Source organism: Actinacidiphila sp. bgisy160 (genome assembly GCF_057707815.1).
The window spans coordinates 1-16,166 of record NZ_JBYIQW010000054.1; the positions used below are offsets into that span (position 1 = coordinate 1).

Genomic DNA, 16,166 nt, shown 5'->3' on the forward strand with positions numbered 1-16,166 from the left:
GTACGCAGCGCTACCGCGACCATGCCCGCGCGGTCACCGGTGCCGAGCTTGCGGGCGATCCGGGCCAGGTGGCTCTTCACGGTCAGCGCCGACAGCCCCATGGAGACGCCGATCGCCTTGTTCGACTGGCCCTCCGCGACCAGCCTGAGGACCTCCACCTCGCGGCCCGACAGTTCGCGGTAGCCGCCGCCGTGGCCCGGCGCGCCCGGTGGGCGGCGCTGCAGCCGCTGGCCTGCCGGGCCGAGGGGCACGGCGCCGGGGCGGCCGGGGATGCCGAGGTTGGTGCGGGTGCCGGTGACGACGTAGCCCTTCACACCGCCCGCGAGGGCGTTGCGCACGGCACCGATGTCATCGGCGGCCGACAGGGCCAGTCCGTTGGGCCAGCCCGCCGCCCGGGTCTCGGCGAGCAGGGTCAGCCCGGAACCGTCGGGGAGGTGGACGTCGGCGACACAGATGTCTCGGGGGGTGCCCACCCGGGGCCTGGCCTCGGCGATGGAGGACGCCTCGATCACATCGCGCACCCCGAGCGCCCACAAGTGGCGTGTGACGGTGGAACGTACGCGGGGATCGGCGACCACCACCATCGCCGTCGGCTTGTTGGGGCGGTAGGCGACCAGGCTTGTGGGGTGCTCGAGAAGAACCGACACCGGGCCTCCTGGGACATTGGCTGGAAGGGTCACAGGTTCCTTCGGCAGCAACTTCGCCCGGCTTTAGAGAATGATCACGACTTGTTTAGTAACAATTCCGGCAATTCGGACGCGCTGTCGACCAGTGTCGATCGAAGGTGTGAAGATCGCGGTCACCGGGTGTCAGACCTGGTTGACGGCGGTAAAGCGAATGGTCAACGCGGACGTGGCCGCCCTCAGCGTGCCTGCTGCGGACCGCGCCGCTTGGGCAGCGGCACCACCGAGGGGCCGCCGCCGGGCGGGGGGCACGAGGGCTCGCCGGGCGCGGGCGGCAGGCCCGCGCAGGCGCACATCAGGTCGCACCAGGCCGCCAGGTGGGTGGCCATGTCCGGTACGCCGCCGCTCACGGCGAGCGGCGTCCACGAGGCGCGGATCTCGATGCGGGTGGAGTCCTCCCGCCCGGCCAGCGCCCCGAAGTGGTGCGAGGAGCTGCGCGAGACCGTGCCGCCCGCCGCGGTGAAGGCCGCGCCGCGGCCCTCCAGGGCGCCGGTCAGCCACGACCAGCTCACCTCGGGCAGCAGCGGGTCCGCCGCGATCTCCGGCTCCAGCTCCGCCCGGACCAGGGTGACCAGCCGGAACGCGCCGTGCCAGCCCTCCTGTCCGTCGGCGTCGTAGAGCAGCACCAGGCGCCCGTCGCCGAGCTCCTCCTCCTCGACGACGACCGCCGCCTCCAGGGCGTACGCGTGCGGCGCCAGGCGCTTGGGCGGGGGCACCGGATCGAGCTCCACCTCGTGCCGTACCCGGGCGCGCAGCAGTGCGTCGACCGCGTGCTGGAACGGGAGGGGGGCGTCGTTCCCGTCAGAGAGGTGCCCATGAGCCGCTGCCATGCCCGGAAGCGTAGGCCGAAGGGGGCCCACAGTGAGGGAGGACGCCCGGTCGGGCGGGTCGCCCACTTGGCGCATGCGAAGATTCGGGGGTGAGTGCGCACCAGCAGACCGCTGCTTCCCCCTTCATCCTGGCGTGCCGGCGCCGGCCCGTGCCGCACACCCCCGTGTGGTTCATGCGTCAGGCCGGGCGCTCCCTTCCCGAGTACCTCAAGGTCCGGGAGGGCATCCCCATGCTCGAGTCGTGCATGCGGCCCGACCTCGTCACCGAGATCACGCTGCAGCCCGTGCGTCGGCACAAGGTCGACGCGGCGATCTACTTCAGCGACATCGTGGTGCCGCTCAAGGCCATCGGGCTCGACCTCGACATCAAGCCGGGCGTCGGCCCCGTCGTCGAGCAGCCCATCCGCACCCGCGAGGACCTGCGGCGCCTGCGGCCGCTCGACCCGGACGACGTCAAGTACGTCACCGAGGCGGTCGGCATGCTCACGGGTGAGCTCGGCGCGACGCCGCTGATCGGCTTCGCGGGCGCGCCCTTCACACTGGCGAGCTACCTCGTCGAGGGCGGCCCGTCGCGCCACCACGAGCGCACCAAGGCCATGATGTACGGCGAGCCCGAGCTGTGGGCGGAGCTCCTGGACCGCCTCGCGGACATCACCTCCACCTTCCTGAAGGTGCAGATCGAGGCCGGCGCCAGCGCGGTGCAGCTCTTCGACTCGTGGGTCGGCGCCCTCGCCCCCGAGGACTACCGGCGCTACGTGATGCCTGCCTCCGTCAAGGTCTTCCGGGCCGTCGCGGACTACGGCGTGCCCCGCATCCACTTCGGCGTCGGCACCGGCGAGCTGCTCGGGCTCATGAGCGAGGCCGGCGCGGACGTGGTCGGCGTCGACTGGCGGGTCCCGCTGGACGAGGCCGCCCGCCGGGTCGGCCCCGGCAAGGCGCTGCAGGGCAACCTGGACCCCGCGGTGCTCTTCGCCCCGCGCGCGGCGGTCGAGAAGAAGACCCGCGAGGTCCTGTACTCGGCCGGAGCCGCCCCCGGCCACATCTTCAACCTGGGCCACGGCGTCCTGCCGAGCACGGACCCCGACGCCCTGACCCGCCTCGTGGACTTCGTCCACACCGAGACGGCCCGGTGACACCGGTGACCCCGCGCCGCCCGGCGCGGGGTCACCGGTGTCCGCCGCTACTCCCGCGGCTGTGCCTCGCCGTCGCCCGCCCGGGCCGGCGCGGGCACGGGCACGGGCAGCGGCTCCGCGGGGCCGGCCATCGGGCGCCGGGCGGGCAGCACACGACGCAGCAGCCGGAAGCCCAGGTAGCCCAGGAGGGCCAGCACCGCGAACGGGGCCACCGCGGCGAGGGCGACGAGGACGGCCCGCAGGGTCACGTAGAAGGCGTGCCAGCCGCTGCCGAAGGCGTCACCCACAGAGGCCCAGAAGCCGTCGTCGTCCTTCTCCGGTGCCTGTTCGACGGCCGGCTCCTGCACCTCCAGAGTGATCGTCGCCATGCCGGTCCGCTCCTTCAGCGAGGCCTGCTGGGCCTCGAGCGACTCCAGGTCGGCCTGGCGGGAGCTGAGTTCGCTCTCCAGGGCGACGATGTCGCTGAGCTTGGTCGCCCGGTCCATCAGCTCCCGCACCCGCGCCACGCTCGCCCGCTGCGTCTTGAGCCGGCTCTCGACGTCCACGACCTGGCCGGTGACGTCCTGGGCGGCCACCTTGCGGTTGCGCAGCGTGCCCAGCTCCGACAGGTCCTTCAGCACGCGGTCGTAGCCGTCCGGCGGCACACGGAGCGTGATGGTGGAGTACTCGCGGCCGTCGTCGTCCAGGCTGGTGCTCTCGTTGCCGACGTAGCCGCCGGTCCCCTCCACGAGCGTGCGGGCCCTGGCCACGGCGCCGGAGACGTTCTTGGCCTCGACCGTCAGCGTCGCCGTGCGCACGATGTACGACTGCGCCAGGGTCGGGGTCCTGCCCGCCCCGGTGCCGGTGCCGGGACCGCTGCCGGAGCTCTTGCCGGTGGCGTTCTTCGCGTCGCCGTCCGCCGTCCGCGCGCCGGGCTGCCCGGCCACGTCGGGGGCCGCGGCGGCGCCTGCCTTGCTGCTGCCCGCCTCGCTGGAACTGCTGTCGCTGCTGCTGTCGGCGCCGCAGCCGGTGAGGGCGAGGGCGGCGGCCAGTGTCAGGGCGCCCAAGGCGGCCGCAAGAGGTCCGCGGGCGGCGGTGGTTGACGTGCTCACAGGGTATCCCCCCGGGTCCGTTGCGTCTGTTGCCGATTCGACGTGAGGGGCACGGGCCGGGTTTCGGGTCCGCGATCCCGAAGAGGTCACGGTTAGGGCTCGTTCCGGCGTCTGAGACAGTGGAGTCATGAGCAATACGCAGCCCCGGGCCGGGCATGTGGTGGTCGTGGGCGGCGGGGTCTCCGGACTCGCCGCGGCACATTTCCTGCTGGAGGGCGGGGCGGCACGGGTGACGGTGCTGGAGTCCTCCGGGCGCCTGGGCGGGAAGCTGTACGCGGACGAGATCGCGGGCGTCCCGGTCGACCTGGGCGCCGAGTCGATCCTGGCGCGCCGCCCCGAGGCGGTCGACCTGGCCCGCGCGGTCGGCCTCGGCGACGACCTGGAGGCGCCCGCCACGACCAGCGCGGGCCTGTGGACGCGTGGCCGGCTGCGCCCCATGCCCAAGGGCGGCGTCATGGGCGTCCCCGGCGACCTCGGCTCGCTCGCCGCCTCCGGCGTGCTGTCGGCGGCGGGGCTCGCGCGGCTGCCGCTCGACCACATCCTGCCCCGCACCAAGGTGGGCGAGGACGTGGCGGTGGGCACGTTCGTCGCCGCCCGGCTGGGCCACGAGGTCGTCGACCGGCTCGTCGACCCGCTGCTCGGCGGGGTGTACGCGGGCAACGCCTACGAGATCTCGCTGCGCGCCGCCATCCCGCAGCTCTACGAGGGTGCGCGCGGCGGCCGCTCCCTCATCGAGGCCGTCCGCGAGAGCCAGCGCAAGGCCACCACCGCGCGGCAGGACGGCCCGGTCTTCGCCGGCATCCGCGGAGGCGTCGGGCGGCTCCCGGTCGCCGTCGCCGAGGCCTGCCGCGCCGCCGGTGCCCGCATCGAGACCGACGCCCCGGTCCGTACGCTGCGCCGCACCCCCGGCGGCTGGGAGATCGCCTTCGACCACGACGGCACCCGCGAGACGCTGGCCGCCGACGCCCTCGTGCTCGCCGTGCCGGCGCCCGCCGCCGCCAGGCTGCTGGCCGCGGAGTCGCCGGGCGCCGCCGCGGAGCTGTCGGCGGTGGAGTACGCGAGCGTCGCCCTGGTCACCATGGCCTTCCGGCGCCGTGAGATCGCCCACACGCTGCCCGGCAGCGGCTTCCTCGTCCCCCCGGTGGACGGGCGCACCATCAAGGCGTCCACGTTCTCCAGCCAGAAGTGGCACTGGAGCGGCGCCGCCGACTCCGACGTGTACGTCCTGCGCACCTCGATCGGCCGGCACGGGCAGGAAGCCGACCTTGCCTGGGACGACACCGACCTCGTCCGCCTGTCCCGCGAGGACCTCGGCGAGGCCGTCGGGCTCACCGCGGCCCCCGTCGCGGCCCGGGTCACCCGCTGGGACGGCGGCCTGCCGCAGTACCCGGTCGGCCACCTGGCGCGGGTGACGCGGCTGCGCGAGCACGTCGCGAAGCTCCCCGGCCTCGAGGTGTGCGGCGCCCTCTACGAGGGCGTGGGCATCCCGGCCTGCGTCGCGAGCGCGCGCGGCGCGGCGACGCGGGTCCTCGGCACCCTGCGGCAGGCCGCGGAAACGGACGGAGGACAATAGCCTCATGACCGACTCACCTGCTTCCGCCGCCCCCGCCAAGGCCCCCAACGCCGGCAAGAAGGCCAAGGACCTCAACGAGGTCATCCGCTACACCCTCTGGTCGGTGTTCCGGCTGCGCGACGTCCTCCCCGACGACCGCACCCGCTACGCGGAGGAGGTGGAGGAGCTCTTCGAGCAGCTCGCCGAGAAGGACGTCATCGTCCGCGGCACGTACGACCTGTCCGGGCTGCGCGCCGACGCGGACGTCATGATCTGGTGGCACTCCGAGACCGCCGACGCCCTCCAGGACGCGTACAACCGCTTCCGCCGCACGGAGCTGGGCCGCCGGCTGGAGCCCGTGTGGTCGAACATGGCCCTGCACCGCCCGGCGGAGTTCAACAAGAGCCACATCCCCGCCTTCCTCGCCGACGAGACGGCCCGCGACTACGTCTCCGTCTACCCCTTCGTGCGCTCCTACGACTGGTACCTCCTTCCCGACGAGGACCGCCGCCGCATGCTTGCCGACCACGGGAAGATGGCGCGGGACTACCCGGACGTGCGGGCGAACACGGTGGCGTCGTTCTCACTGGGCGACTACGAGTGGATCCTGGCGTTCGAGTCCGACGAGCTGTACCGCATCGTGGACCTGATGCGTCATCTGCGGGCTTCCGAGGCGCGTATGCACGTCCGCGAGGAGGTGCCGTTCTACACCGGGCGTCGTAAGCCGGTGGCGGATCTGGTGGCCGGCCTGGCCTGAGTCCCGAGCCCACGCGACGCGTCAGCTCAGGGCCGCGCGGAGGGCGGGGTCCGGGAGGGCGGAGGGGCCCCGGACGGCGAGGGCGGTGAGGAGCTGCCGGCGGTCGTCGGGGGCCGGGCCGTGGGGGACGTCGACGGTGCGCAGCAGCTCACGGCCCGCGGGGGCGGCCCAGCGGGTGTAGGGGTGGATCTCGAAACGCGCGATGGCCAGGCAGCCGAGGGTGACCAGCAGGGGGAGCGCGAACCACGGCAGCAGGGGCCGGCCGGCGGGGCTGAGGGTCGTCGCGGCGACCAGCGTGACCAGGATGAGGACGGAGGCCGCCCGGACCTCGCGGAGACCGGTGGAGACCGACTCCCGGGCCGCCGGGGGTACCGCCAGCCCCGCGTCGGCGAGGCCTCGGGCCAGGGCGCGGACCTCGCCGGAGGTGGCGTGCGCCGCGCGTATCGCGGGGACGGGAGCCTGGCCCTCGGGGCCGGTGGCGGCGATCAGGGAGCGCTCGATGGCATCGCGGCCATCCGGGTCGACGACGGTCGCCCAGCCCGTCCTGGCGAGCAGCAGACGCCGGTCGCGCCCCATCGTGACCATCGCCAGCTCGGTGACCCGGCGCGGCCCGCCGGACAGGAAGGCCATCTCGTAGAGCCCGAGCGCGTGGTCGGCCGCCGCCGCGGCGGCCCCGTCCGGCAGATCGGCCGCGGCGACCGCCGCCCTGCACAGGCGTGCGCAGGAGGCGATCGCCGCGGCCCAGGCCACGAGGAGGAAGAGCATCCACATGGGGGAGTTGTAGCCGACCCCCGCGGGGTTCCGCCCGCGGTTCCCCGAATCGGGTGCCGCGCGGCCTGACGTGTCAGCCGCAGTTGCGGTTGGCGTTGATGCAGCTGACGACCTGGTTCATCAGGCGCGCCGGCATGAAGTTGGCGAAGTCCGCGTGGTCCGTGACCGGCTTGTGCAACTGCTCGGGGAAGCTGTCGAGCGCGAAGTCCGGGCCCTGCGGGACCTTGTAGGTGAGCCGCATCTTCAGCTGCGGTACGGCCTTGAAGCCGGCCTGGCACTGCCCCGCACCGTCGGGGAAGACGATGTGCGTGCGGTGGTTGGCGCTGTCGGTGTTGGTCCCGTCCCAGCAGTTCGGGAAGTTCAGCGTGCGGACCACCCGGCTGCCCTGCGGGCACAGCGGGTACTTGTCGGTGAGCTGGCGGTTCTCGAAGCCCGTGCAGCTCCACGACGCCTTGGCGTTGGCGACGCCGTTGGTGAAGGACTTGGCGTCTCCCATGATGATCCGCAGCGTGGAGGGCATCGCCACCACCTTGGACGTCGGGCTGCCGCGGAAGATCAGCTGCACCGAGGTCGCCTGCAGGATCGTGCCGGTGTTGCCGTCGGCGTCCGGCGCGTCGTTGGCGGAGCGGCTGCGCAGCACCGGCCAGAAGTACGTCGACTTGTCCCCGCGGGCGCAGGTGGTGCCGGCCGCGGCCAGGGACTCGTTGGTCGAGAAGCCGTCGGTGCTCAGGTTGCCGACGTAGTCGTGGACGTGGTGCGCTCCGTTGGCGACGCCGGGGGCCACGATGAAGTTGTCGGGGTTGTGGTGCTTGTTCTCGTTGCGGCCGCAGCGCGCCGTGAACGTGCCGCGCGAGGCGCCGCGCTGGTTCACCGCCCGCTGTACGTTGGGCTGGACGGAGCGGATGTCGGCGAAGTCCTCGGGGGCGGGGCCGTTGGTCTGCGTGCCGCCGCCTGCGGGCGCGGACGCGGAGGCCGAGGCGGACGCCGAGGGCGCCGCGGAACCGTTCTGGCCCCCGTTGTCGGCCTTGGTGCTGTTCCCCGGGCTGGGGCTCTGCCAGCCGCCCGAGTGGCCCGAGTTGGACCGCCAGTGGGCCGAGGCCGATCCGGTGACCAGGGCGAAGGTGCCGCCGGAGCCGAGCAGTGCCAGCACGGCTATCAGCACGAGTTGCTTGGTGCTCAACCTGCGCCGGTGGTTCATGTGTTGTCGTGTGGGCATGGGATCGCTCATTTCTACTGCGACGGCTGGGGGGATGATGCCGCTGGGGGAAGTGAGTACGTCGGGGACGGGGTGACGATGAAGGTCGGTTCTCCCGGGGCCGGCGAGACCGGTACCGCGGCGGCGGGGTTGGTGGGGCTGGCGGTCGTGTCCACGGCGACCTGGTCGAAGTTGACCAGCCCGGTCTTCTCCAGAACGGTGATGTGGTCGAGCACCGTCGCGTTCGCCTGGTCGGCCAGTTCCCGCACCAGCGAATTACGGGTCGTGGCGCGCACCTGGGCGATGACCGAGAACACCTGGCCGTGGGCGAGCCGCAGGGTATTGGCGAATTTCTGGTCGAAGTCCTGGCCGCTCGCCGCGGAGAAGGTGGCCAGGAATCCCATTTGCTGCGCTGTGGGCTGATTCGGCAGTGTGATGCCCAATTGGGGCGCGATCGTACGGCACGTGGCGTCGAGGCTCGTGTGCCCGTCGATCAGGTGCTGCCCCGCTCGCTTGACCGCAGGCGTCGTCCCCTTCTGCAGGGCCATCTGCCCGGCGGGGAACTCCCACAGTCCGGCCAGCCGGACCTTGGTGACGAAGGTGCGGTCCAGCTGGGTGAGCGGACCGTACTGCGTGGACACGGTCTGGGCGCCGGCCGCGGTCACGGCGGGGCTGTTCAGCCCGGACATGACGGGGTAGGCCAGTGCGGCCAGGGTGACCACGAGAGCCCCGACCACGAGGCTGAGTCCGGTGGCGTAACGGGTGGATCGCATGGGACCGCACGTTAGTGCGTTTGAAGCGCCCAAGGCGAGGAACCGTCACGGATTCGCGAATTCCGGGAATCGGGGCGCGGGCCTTGATAAGTTGTTGCCTTTTCGTGCCCGATAGGCCCCGCCGCCATTCCCGTCGCAGGTCGGGAGCCTCCTGGAAAAAGATTATGGCAGCTTTGAACGGAGCCTGCCCCGCATACGTATGAATACGTGTGAGGGCTGTCGAGGGGCCGGGAAAACCCTTCCGCGCAGCCGCGACCGCCGGGCCGGGAGCGGCGCCGGGCCCGAGCGTTCCCGCCACCACGAGGCCAACTGCCGAGTGACCGCCGGGTCGTCCGTACCGTCCGCATGCTTTGTACCGCCCAAACTGTCGAGGACGTACGCCGCGAAGTCCAGGGCGTCGCGGCGGTAACCGCCCGCGAGCGGCCGTGCGGCGGCGTAGCGCAGGAACGCCGGCCGGTACGCGGCCCCCAGGATCCGCGGCAGTTCCGGCGCCACCTTGGCGACGATCCCGGCGCGCTTGGCGGCCAGCGCGCGGCTCTGCACGCCGATCCGCGTCCGGTCGAAGCCCTCCGGCACCGGCGTCCCGGCCACGAGGGCGGACAGCAGCGCGGTCTGCCGCAGCGCCAGACACTGTCGCGCCGCCCCGGGCGCCGCGACCGCCCCGGAGGGCACGGCGGGCGCGTCCGGAGGAACGTCAGCGCTCCCGCCCGTGCCCGCGTCCACTACGCGGCGGATCGCGGCCAGTTCGCGGGCCAGCTCGTCGCCCTCGGGGAAGGCGTCGTCCCGTTCCAGCAGCACACCGGGCGGGCAGGCCCTCTCGTACAGCGCAGCGAGCACGTCCAGCACGGCCTCGGGGACGGGGTGCGCGTGGCTGTCGTGCCATACGCCTTCCTTCTCGACGCCGCCCGCCACATGGACGTAGGCGATCGCGTGCACCGGCAGCGCGTCGAGCGCCGCGAGGGGGTCCTCGCCGCGGTTGACATGGTTCGTGTGCAGGTTGGCGACGTCGATCAGCAGGCGTACCCCGGTCCGCTCGACGAGCTCGGCGAGGAAGGCCCCCTCACTCATCTCCTCGTCCGGCCAGGCCACCAGCGCCGCGATGTTCTCCAGCGCGAGCGGCACCGGCAGCGCGTCCTGCGCGATGCGCACGTTCTCGCACAGGACGTCCAGCGCGTCCCGGGTCCGCGGCACGGGCAGCAGGTGCCCCGCCTCCAGACGCGGCGAGCCCGTCGGCTCCCCGCCGCCGCGGACGAAGGCGATGTGCTCGGTGACCAGGGGCGCGCCCAGAGCCTCCGCGCGCTGCGCGAGCGCGGCCAGCCGGTCCGCGCCGGGCCGCTCGGCGCCCCCGAGGCCGAGCGAGACGCCGTGCGGGACGACCGTGACACCGCGCTCGCGCAGCCGCAGCAGGGAGTCGGGGAGATGGCCGGGGCAGACGTTCTCGGCGACCGCCTCGACCCAGTCGACGCGGCCGGCCCGCGCGAGTGCCTCGACCGCCGCCGCGATCTCCGGCCGCCAGCCGATGCCCGTGCCCAGATACGAGTGCTCCATGCGCCCCCCTTCCTCCTGCCGGGGTTCTCGCCCGGCGCGGGGCCGGTGAACCCTGCGGGGGCGGGTTTCAGAGCTTGATTTGAGCTTGGGGCCTCAGCGGCGCAGCGCCGGGTGGTCCGCCACGACGGTGCACGACCCCGGGGCGATCTCGGTGAACCCGGCGTCCCGCACCACGGGCAGCCCGGAGGCGGTGAGCGCGTCCCAGGCGGCCTCCTCCGCCGTGCGCACCGCCAGGGGGAAACCGGCGTCGCGCCACAGCGCGCGCTCGGCGGGGGACAGCGCGAGCCAGCCGAGCTGGGCGCCGTGCCCGGCCTGCGCCATGGCCTTGCCGGCCGACATCCGCACCCCCGGGTTGAGCCAGAGCACCGGTGTCCCGGTCTCCGGAGCGGCGGGCTGCTCCGGGTCCTCCAGCTCCGTCCCGGACACCTGCAGCCGGGCCAGGTCCTTGGGCCAGCCGTCCAGCGGCACCGGCGGGAAGACGCGGACCTCGGCGGCCTTGCCGGTGACGTTGATGCCGGGCAGCGCCTCGGCCCGCTGCCACTCGGCGCCGCGCGCCCGCCGTACGACCTTGCGGATGCGGGCGTCCTCCCAGCCCCGTACCGCCTCGGTCCACTCCCCGTCCAAGGCGGTGGCGCGCTCGTCGGAGCGCAGGTGGAGCACGGCGCGGGCGGCCGTCTCCAGCGCGTCGGTACGCGCCGGCGGGGCGGCCCGCTCGATGCGGACGACCAGGGGGAGGACGAACTGGGGTGCGGCGTCACGAGGATCGGTTGTCACCTCGACAGTCTGCCACCCGACCCGGGAAGAGCTTGTCGGAGCCGATCCCTCCGGGCCAGGATGCCGGGGTGCACAGTGACCTCTTCGCGACCGAGAACACGGCGCAGCCGGCCACCGAGCCCGGCATGACCCTCCAGAACGCAAAGTCGATCAAGTACGCGGTGAACGGCGAGTGCCTGGCCCGCCAGGGCTCGATGATCGCCTTCCGCGGCAACCTGCAGTTCGAGGTGAAGGGCCAGGGCGTCGGCACGTTCCTCAAGCGCGCCTTCACCGGTGAGGGCCTCCCGCTGATGTCGGTGCGAGGCCAGGGCGAGGCCTGGTTCGCGCACGAGGCCGCCAACTGCTTCGTCGTCGACCTCGACCCCGGCGACAGCCTCACCGTCAACGGCCGCAACGTGCTGGTCTTCGACTCGACCCTCTCCTACGAGATCAAGGTCGTGAAGGGTGCCGGCATGGTCGGCGGCGGCCTGTTCAACAGCGTCTTCAGCGGGCACGGCCGCCTCGGCGTCATGTGCGAGGGCAACCCGATCGTCATCCCGGTCATCCCGCACGCCCCGGTGTACGTCGACACCGACGCCGTCGTCGGCTGGAGCGCCCAGCTGCAGACCTCCCTGCACCGCTCGCAGAGCTTCGGCTCGATGCTGCGCGGCGGCTCGGGCGAGGCCGTGCAGCTGATGTTGCAGGGGGAGGGCTTCGTCATCGTCCGGCCGAGCGAGTCCCGGCCCCACCAGCCCGCCAGCTGACGTGCGGCTGGAAGCGGTCGGCCGCCGGTACGGGACGCGCGGGCCCTGGGTGCTGCGCAACGTCGACCTCGACGTGCCCGGGGGACAGGTGCTGCGCGTCGAGGGGGCGAACGGCAGCGGTAAGTCCACGGTCCTGCGGATCCTCGCGGGCATCGACCGCCCCACCACGGGCCGCGTCACCGGGCGCCCGCGCACCGCGTACGTGCCCGAGCGGTTCCCGCCGGCGCTGCCCTTCGACGCACACGGGTACCTCGTGCACCTCGGGCGGGTGCACGGCCTTCGGGGCCGCACCGCCGCCCGCAGGGCCGCGGAGTGGCTGGAGTGCCTCGGCATCGCCGGGTACGCCCGGACCCCGCTCGCCCAGCTGTCCAAGGGCACCTGCCAGAAGGTCGCGGTGGCCCAGGCACTGGTGGCCGACCCGGAACTCCTCGTCCTCGACGAGGCGTGGACCGGGCTCGACCGGGACGCGCGCACCGTCCTCGACGACGCCGTCCGGGCCCGGAGCGCCGCCGGCGGCAGCGTCGTCTTCGTCGACCACGACCCACGCCGGCTGGCCGGCGACACCACGGCGGCGCACCGCGTCGAGGACGCCCGGCTCGTGCCGGTGCCGCTGGACGCCGCCGCCGGGCCGCGCGTCGTCATCGAGGCCACGGGCGTTGGGGAGCCGCCGCCCGGCCTCGCGTACGAGCCCGCCGGGCCCGGCACGCTCCGGGTGACCGTCCCGGCCGCGGAGGCCGACGCCGTCCTGCGGCGGCTGCTCACCGCGACCCCGCCCTGGCACATCCGCGCGGTCCGCCCCGCGCAGCCGCCCACGGAGCCCTCATGACCGCGACCCTGCACTACCGGACCGCCCTGCTCCTGCGGTCTTTCCGCTGGCTGCCGCCGCTGCTGCTCTACGTGGCCGTCATGGGGATCGGCCTCGCCGGGGGACCGCGGCCGCTGCTGGACTGCCTGGGCTGGGCCGCCGCCGCGCTGCTCCCGGCGGCGGCCTGGCTGGTGCGGGTCAGCGTGACCGCCGAGCCGTCGGCCGGCCGCGCCTGCGTCGCGGCGGCCACCGGGCCGGGCCGGGCGCACACGGCGGGCGTCCTGGCGGCGCTGCTGTGCTCGGTCGTACTGGGCACCGCGGGCACCGCGGTGGTGCTCGGCATCGCCGACCCGCACACCACGGACCGTCTGAAGGCCATTCCGGTGTTCACGGCGGCGGTGGCCGGTCTCCTCGCCGCCCTGGTGACCGCCCTGCTCGGCACCGCCGTCGGCGCCCTCACCAACCCCCCGGTGCTGCTCCGCCCCGGATGGGCGGTGCCGGTCACGGCCCTCACCGCGGTTGTGGTCCTGGTCGCCGCCGGATCGCCCGCCAACGCGGCGGTCACCGGGCTCGTCACCGGCTCCCGTACCGGCGCGGTCCCGTTCCCGCTGCTGCCTTTGCTCCTGGCGGCGCTCGCGGCCGCGGGCGCCACCTGGCTCGCCGCGACGCTCAGCGCGCGCCGAGGGTGACGTGGCGATGGTGCAGGTGGGGGCGCTCAGCCCTCCAGGGCCATCCGGACGCCCAGTGCCACGAGTACGCCGCCGGACACCGCCTCCAGACGGCGGCGCACCGTGGCGCGGCTGAACACCGGCCTCAGGCGGTCGACGAACCAGACGTACGCCCCGTAATAGCCGACCTCGTAGACCGCCCACAAAGTCGCGAGGCCCACCATCGTGGGCAGCTGGGGCACGCCGGAGGGCACGAACTGCGGCAGGAACGACATCGCGAAGACCGCCGCCTTGGGATTGGCCAGGTTCATGCCGAGGCCGGCCCGGTAGGCCGCCCATGGGCTGACCGTCACCTCCTCACCCGCCGCGGCCCGCTCGGGGTCCGGGCCGCGGCGGGCGGCACGCAGCGCCTGGACGCCGAACCAGATCAGGACGGCCGCGCCGACGATCCGTACGACGTCGTAGGCGAGTCGGGAGGCCGCGATGAGCGCGGTGAGGCCGAAGGCGGCGCAAAGGCCCCATACGAACACACCGGTCTCGTTGCCGAGGACGGTCGCGAAGCCGGCGCGGCGGCTGCGCAGGGAGTGCCGGATGATCAGCACCGTGCTCGGCCCGGGGGCCGCGGCGATGAGGGTGCAGGCACCGAGGAAGGCCAACAGGACGCTCAGCATCCCGTCATGATGCTGCGGCGGGCCCCTCGCGCACCAGCCGGTTTCCGTGCGCCGTCGCGTCCTGCCGGCTCAGGACCGGCCGGCTCTGCCCCGAGTCGTCCGGGCCGCCGGTGCCGCCACGGTCGGACAGCCGCATCGCGACGCATGCCCCGGCGTACAGCACGGCCACCAGGACCAGCAGCGCGCGGTAGCCGGTGAGCAGCGCCAGGTACTCCAGGGTGCCGCCGGTCAGGGCGCCCAGGAGGTTGGCGCCGAAGGCGGCGGTCGGGTCCGGTGCCTGCGCGAGGCGGTCGGAGAAGATCAGGTTGGCGCAGAAGATCGGCGCGAAGGCGAGCGCGACGGCCGCCGCCAGCCGTGCGGCGAAGGGCAGCGACAGCACGGCCTGCGCCGGGACGAGCCAGCCGACGGCGAGCGTCACGAAGAGCAGGATCTGCAGCGCCGTCTGGTTGAGCCGGCGCATGCGGCGCCGCACCTCGACGGCCGCCAGCACCGCCAGCAGCACCCCGATGAAGACCAGCGCGTTCACCAGCCAGGTGGTGCCGAAGTACAGGGCGAAGCCGATGACGTTCTTCGTCTCCAGCAGCAGGAAGGCCGCGCCCATCAGGAACATGTCGGTGTAGCGCAGCGTCCCGCGCAGCCGCACCCCGGCCAGCCGTACCGAGATCACGGTGACCAGCAGGATCAGGCCGAGCGCGCCGAGGTAGAGGCTCGGCACGGTGCGGTTGAGGAGGTAGGGGAAGGGGTGGTCGTCGTCGGCGGGCGGGGGCACCGCCCCGCTCGCCCGCCAGACCGTCCCGCAGTTCTGGTCCGTCGGCGTCAGCCCGGCCACGAGCACCGCGGCGCGCTTGCCGTACTCCGTCATGCACGGCGCATGCCCGAAGACCTGGTCCAGGCTCCCGGCGAAGCGGTCGATCAGCCATTGCTGCCGGTAGTAGTTGTACATGGCGAACGCGCCGCCGGGCGCGAGGTGGTCACGGGCCGACTCGAAGGCCTGCTTGGTGAAGAGGTAGCTCTCCAGCCGCAGATTGCTGGCCCCCGACACCAGCGTCAGCGAGTCCGGCAGTGCCAGCACGATCAGGTCGTACGTGGTGTTCGTCCGCTCCAGGAAGGCCCGCCCGTCGTTGATGTGGACGTGCACCCGCGGGTTCTCGTACGGCTTCGCGGGGTGCAGCTTCGCCCCGATCTCCTGCAGCCGCGGGTCGATCTCGACGGCGTCCACGTACTGCGCCCCGTTGGCCAGCGCGACGGCGACGTCGTTGCCGTTGCCCGCGCCGATCACCAGCACCTTGCGGTGCGGATTGTCCGGGGTCTCCCGGTAGGCCTGCTCGTACGGCGAGCCCGGCTGCCGCAGCACCTGCAGCGGCGCGATGCTCTGGTGCGGCACGCCGTTGGCGGCGATCTTGTACGTCCGGGAGCTGGTGCCCGGCTCGGGGCGGGTCAGCTCGATCTTGTAGTACGGCGACCACGACACCCCCGCTGCCAGCGACTCGAAGAGCAGCGTCAGGACCATCGCCGTCAGTGGCAGCGCGTACCGCAGCGTGTTCCGCCGCCCGCCGAGGACCAGCAGCGCCGCCGCGGCGATCAGCCCCCACACCAGCGAGGGCGCGCGCAGCCACGACAGCCCCGCGAAGGCCACCGAGCCGGTCAGCGAGCCGATCAGGTCCCAGCGGTACGCCTCCAGCGACGGCAGCTGCCGGAACAGATCGGCGGTGATCTTGCCGATCGCCATCATCGCGGCCGCCACCAGCAGGAAGAGCACCGGCAGCGTCACCCACTGCGGCAGCCCGGTGGTCTTCACCGCCGTGAAGTAGATGATGTCGCCGCTGCTCTGCCGCACCTGGACCGGGAACTCCCGCACCAGCACGACGAGCACCGCAAGGGGCAGCGGCGCCCACCGCTTGAGCCACTGGCCTCGTTCCGCCCTGATGAGGAAGCCCAGCCCGATGCCCAGGAAGGAGCCGAGCAGGATGAAGTTGGAGAAGTAGCTCAGATGGACGACGTTCGCGCCCGCCCACCGGATCAGCGCCAGTTCGACGAAGAGCATGGTGGCGCTGGCCAGCAGCAACCTGGCCCGTACGTGGTGTTCCATGCCGGGCCACGTTGCCATCCGGCGGGCGGCGAGTCGACGGACGCGCCCCGCGTGGCGCGCGAGCCCCACGCGGGGGGCCTAGC

The 16,166-nt window shown here is 73.3% G+C and carries 16 protein-coding genes; 6 read left to right on the top strand and 10 right to left on the bottom strand.

All coding sequences use genetic code 11. The annotated features are described in order from the left end of the window. Positions 1 to 647: LuxR family transcriptional regulator (locus AC3EUJ_RS30220; RefSeq protein ID WP_431966918.1), on the bottom strand; the 647-nt coding region annotated here is incomplete at its 3' end. 215 nt (positions 648 to 862) lie between these two features. Then, entirely contained in the window at positions 863 to 1,513 is a 651-nt protein-coding gene (locus AC3EUJ_RS30225) for a DUF3000 domain-containing protein (RefSeq protein WP_431966920.1), read from the bottom strand. Between the two features lie 89 nt (positions 1,514 to 1,602). Here AC3EUJ_RS30225 and hemE point away from each other — a divergent pair, with 89 nt between their 5' ends. Then, positions 1,603 to 2,646, top strand: coding sequence for a uroporphyrinogen decarboxylase (hemE, locus tag AC3EUJ_RS30230; protein ID WP_431966922.1), 1,044 nt, complete (start codon positions 1,603 to 1,605; stop codon positions 2,644 to 2,646). A gap of 47 nt (positions 2,647 to 2,693) precedes the next feature. Here hemE and AC3EUJ_RS30235 read toward each other — a convergent pair whose 3' ends face one another. After that, complete coding sequence (locus tag AC3EUJ_RS30235) at positions 2,694 to 3,737, bottom strand: DUF4349 domain-containing protein (protein ID WP_431966924.1); 1,044 nt, start codon at positions 3,735 to 3,737, stop codon at positions 2,694 to 2,696. Between the two features lie 127 nt (positions 3,738 to 3,864). Between AC3EUJ_RS30235 and hemG the strand changes: the two genes are divergently transcribed. Both hemG and hemQ read left to right on the top strand, forming a co-directional pair. Beyond that, a complete protein-coding gene (gene hemG, locus AC3EUJ_RS30240) occupies positions 3,865 to 5,310 on the top strand; it encodes a protoporphyrinogen oxidase (protein ID WP_431966926.1) in 1,446 nt (481 codons plus the stop codon). 4 nt (positions 5,311 to 5,314) lie between these two features. Then, positions 5,315 to 6,046, top strand: coding sequence for a hydrogen peroxide-dependent heme synthase (gene hemQ / locus AC3EUJ_RS30245; protein ID WP_431966928.1), 732 nt, complete (start codon positions 5,315 to 5,317; stop codon positions 6,044 to 6,046). A gap of 21 nt (positions 6,047 to 6,067) precedes the next feature. Here hemQ and AC3EUJ_RS30250 read toward each other — a convergent pair whose 3' ends face one another. From AC3EUJ_RS30250 to AC3EUJ_RS30270, 5 genes are all read right to left on the bottom strand, one after another. Continuing rightward, positions 6,068 to 6,817: a TIGR04222 domain-containing membrane protein gene (locus tag AC3EUJ_RS30250; RefSeq protein WP_431966930.1), complete on the bottom strand. Its 750-nt coding sequence runs from the start codon at positions 6,815 to 6,817 to the stop codon at positions 6,068 to 6,070. A gap of 73 nt (positions 6,818 to 6,890) precedes the next feature. After that, positions 6,891 to 8,033 (bottom strand): DUF1996 domain-containing protein, encoded by a 1,143-nt coding sequence (locus AC3EUJ_RS30255; RefSeq protein ID WP_431966932.1) that lies wholly within the window; start codon positions 8,031 to 8,033, stop codon positions 6,891 to 6,893. 14 nt (positions 8,034 to 8,047) lie between these two features. Further along, the gene (locus AC3EUJ_RS30260; protein ID WP_431966934.1) at positions 8,048 to 8,785 is read right to left on the bottom strand and encodes a DUF4142 domain-containing protein; all 738 of its coding nucleotides are present in this window, start codon (positions 8,783 to 8,785) and stop codon (positions 8,048 to 8,050) included. A gap of 162 nt (positions 8,786 to 8,947) precedes the next feature. Continuing rightward, positions 8,948 to 10,333 carry an MbnB/TglH/ChrH family RiPP precursor modification enzyme gene (locus tag AC3EUJ_RS30265; RefSeq protein WP_431966936.1) on the bottom strand — a complete coding sequence of 462 codons (1,386 nt, stop codon included), beginning with the start codon at positions 10,331 to 10,333 and terminating at the stop codon, positions 8,948 to 8,950. A gap of 93 nt (positions 10,334 to 10,426) precedes the next feature. Further along, on the bottom strand, positions 10,427 to 11,107 hold the full coding sequence (locus AC3EUJ_RS30270) for an aminoacyl-tRNA hydrolase (RefSeq protein WP_431966938.1): 681 nt from the start codon (positions 11,105 to 11,107) through the stop codon (positions 10,427 to 10,429). Between the two features lie 68 nt (positions 11,108 to 11,175). Here AC3EUJ_RS30270 and AC3EUJ_RS30275 point away from each other — a divergent pair, with 68 nt between their 5' ends. Genes AC3EUJ_RS30275 through AC3EUJ_RS30285 form a run of 3 tightly spaced genes read left to right on the top strand, consistent with a single transcriptional unit; the run spans position 11,176 to position 13,344 of the window. Further along, on the top strand, positions 11,176 to 11,850 hold the full coding sequence (locus tag AC3EUJ_RS30275; protein ID WP_431966940.1) for an AIM24 family protein: 675 nt from the start codon (positions 11,176 to 11,178) through the stop codon (positions 11,848 to 11,850). Position 11,851: 1 nt separating this feature from the next. Continuing rightward, entirely contained in the window at positions 11,852 to 12,676 is an 825-nt protein-coding gene (locus AC3EUJ_RS30280) for an ABC transporter ATP-binding protein (RefSeq protein WP_431966942.1), read from the top strand. Further along, positions 12,673 to 13,344, top strand: coding sequence for an ABC transporter (locus tag AC3EUJ_RS30285; protein WP_431966944.1), 672 nt, complete (start codon positions 12,673 to 12,675; stop codon positions 13,342 to 13,344). The genes AC3EUJ_RS30280 and AC3EUJ_RS30285 overlap by 4 nt, the downstream gene beginning before the upstream one ends. A gap of 26 nt (positions 13,345 to 13,370) precedes the next feature. Here the strand turns inward: AC3EUJ_RS30285 and AC3EUJ_RS30290 are convergent, their stop codons facing one another. Both AC3EUJ_RS30290 and AC3EUJ_RS30295 read right to left on the bottom strand, forming a co-directional pair. After that, positions 13,371 to 13,994, bottom strand: coding sequence for a LysE family translocator (locus tag AC3EUJ_RS30290; protein WP_431966946.1), 624 nt, complete (start codon positions 13,992 to 13,994; stop codon positions 13,371 to 13,373). 4 nt (positions 13,995 to 13,998) lie between these two features. After that, complete coding sequence (locus AC3EUJ_RS30295; RefSeq protein WP_431966948.1) at positions 13,999 to 16,083, bottom strand: spermidine synthase; 2,085 nt, start codon at positions 16,081 to 16,083, stop codon at positions 13,999 to 14,001. Positions 16,084 to 16,166 lie beyond the last annotated feature (83 nt).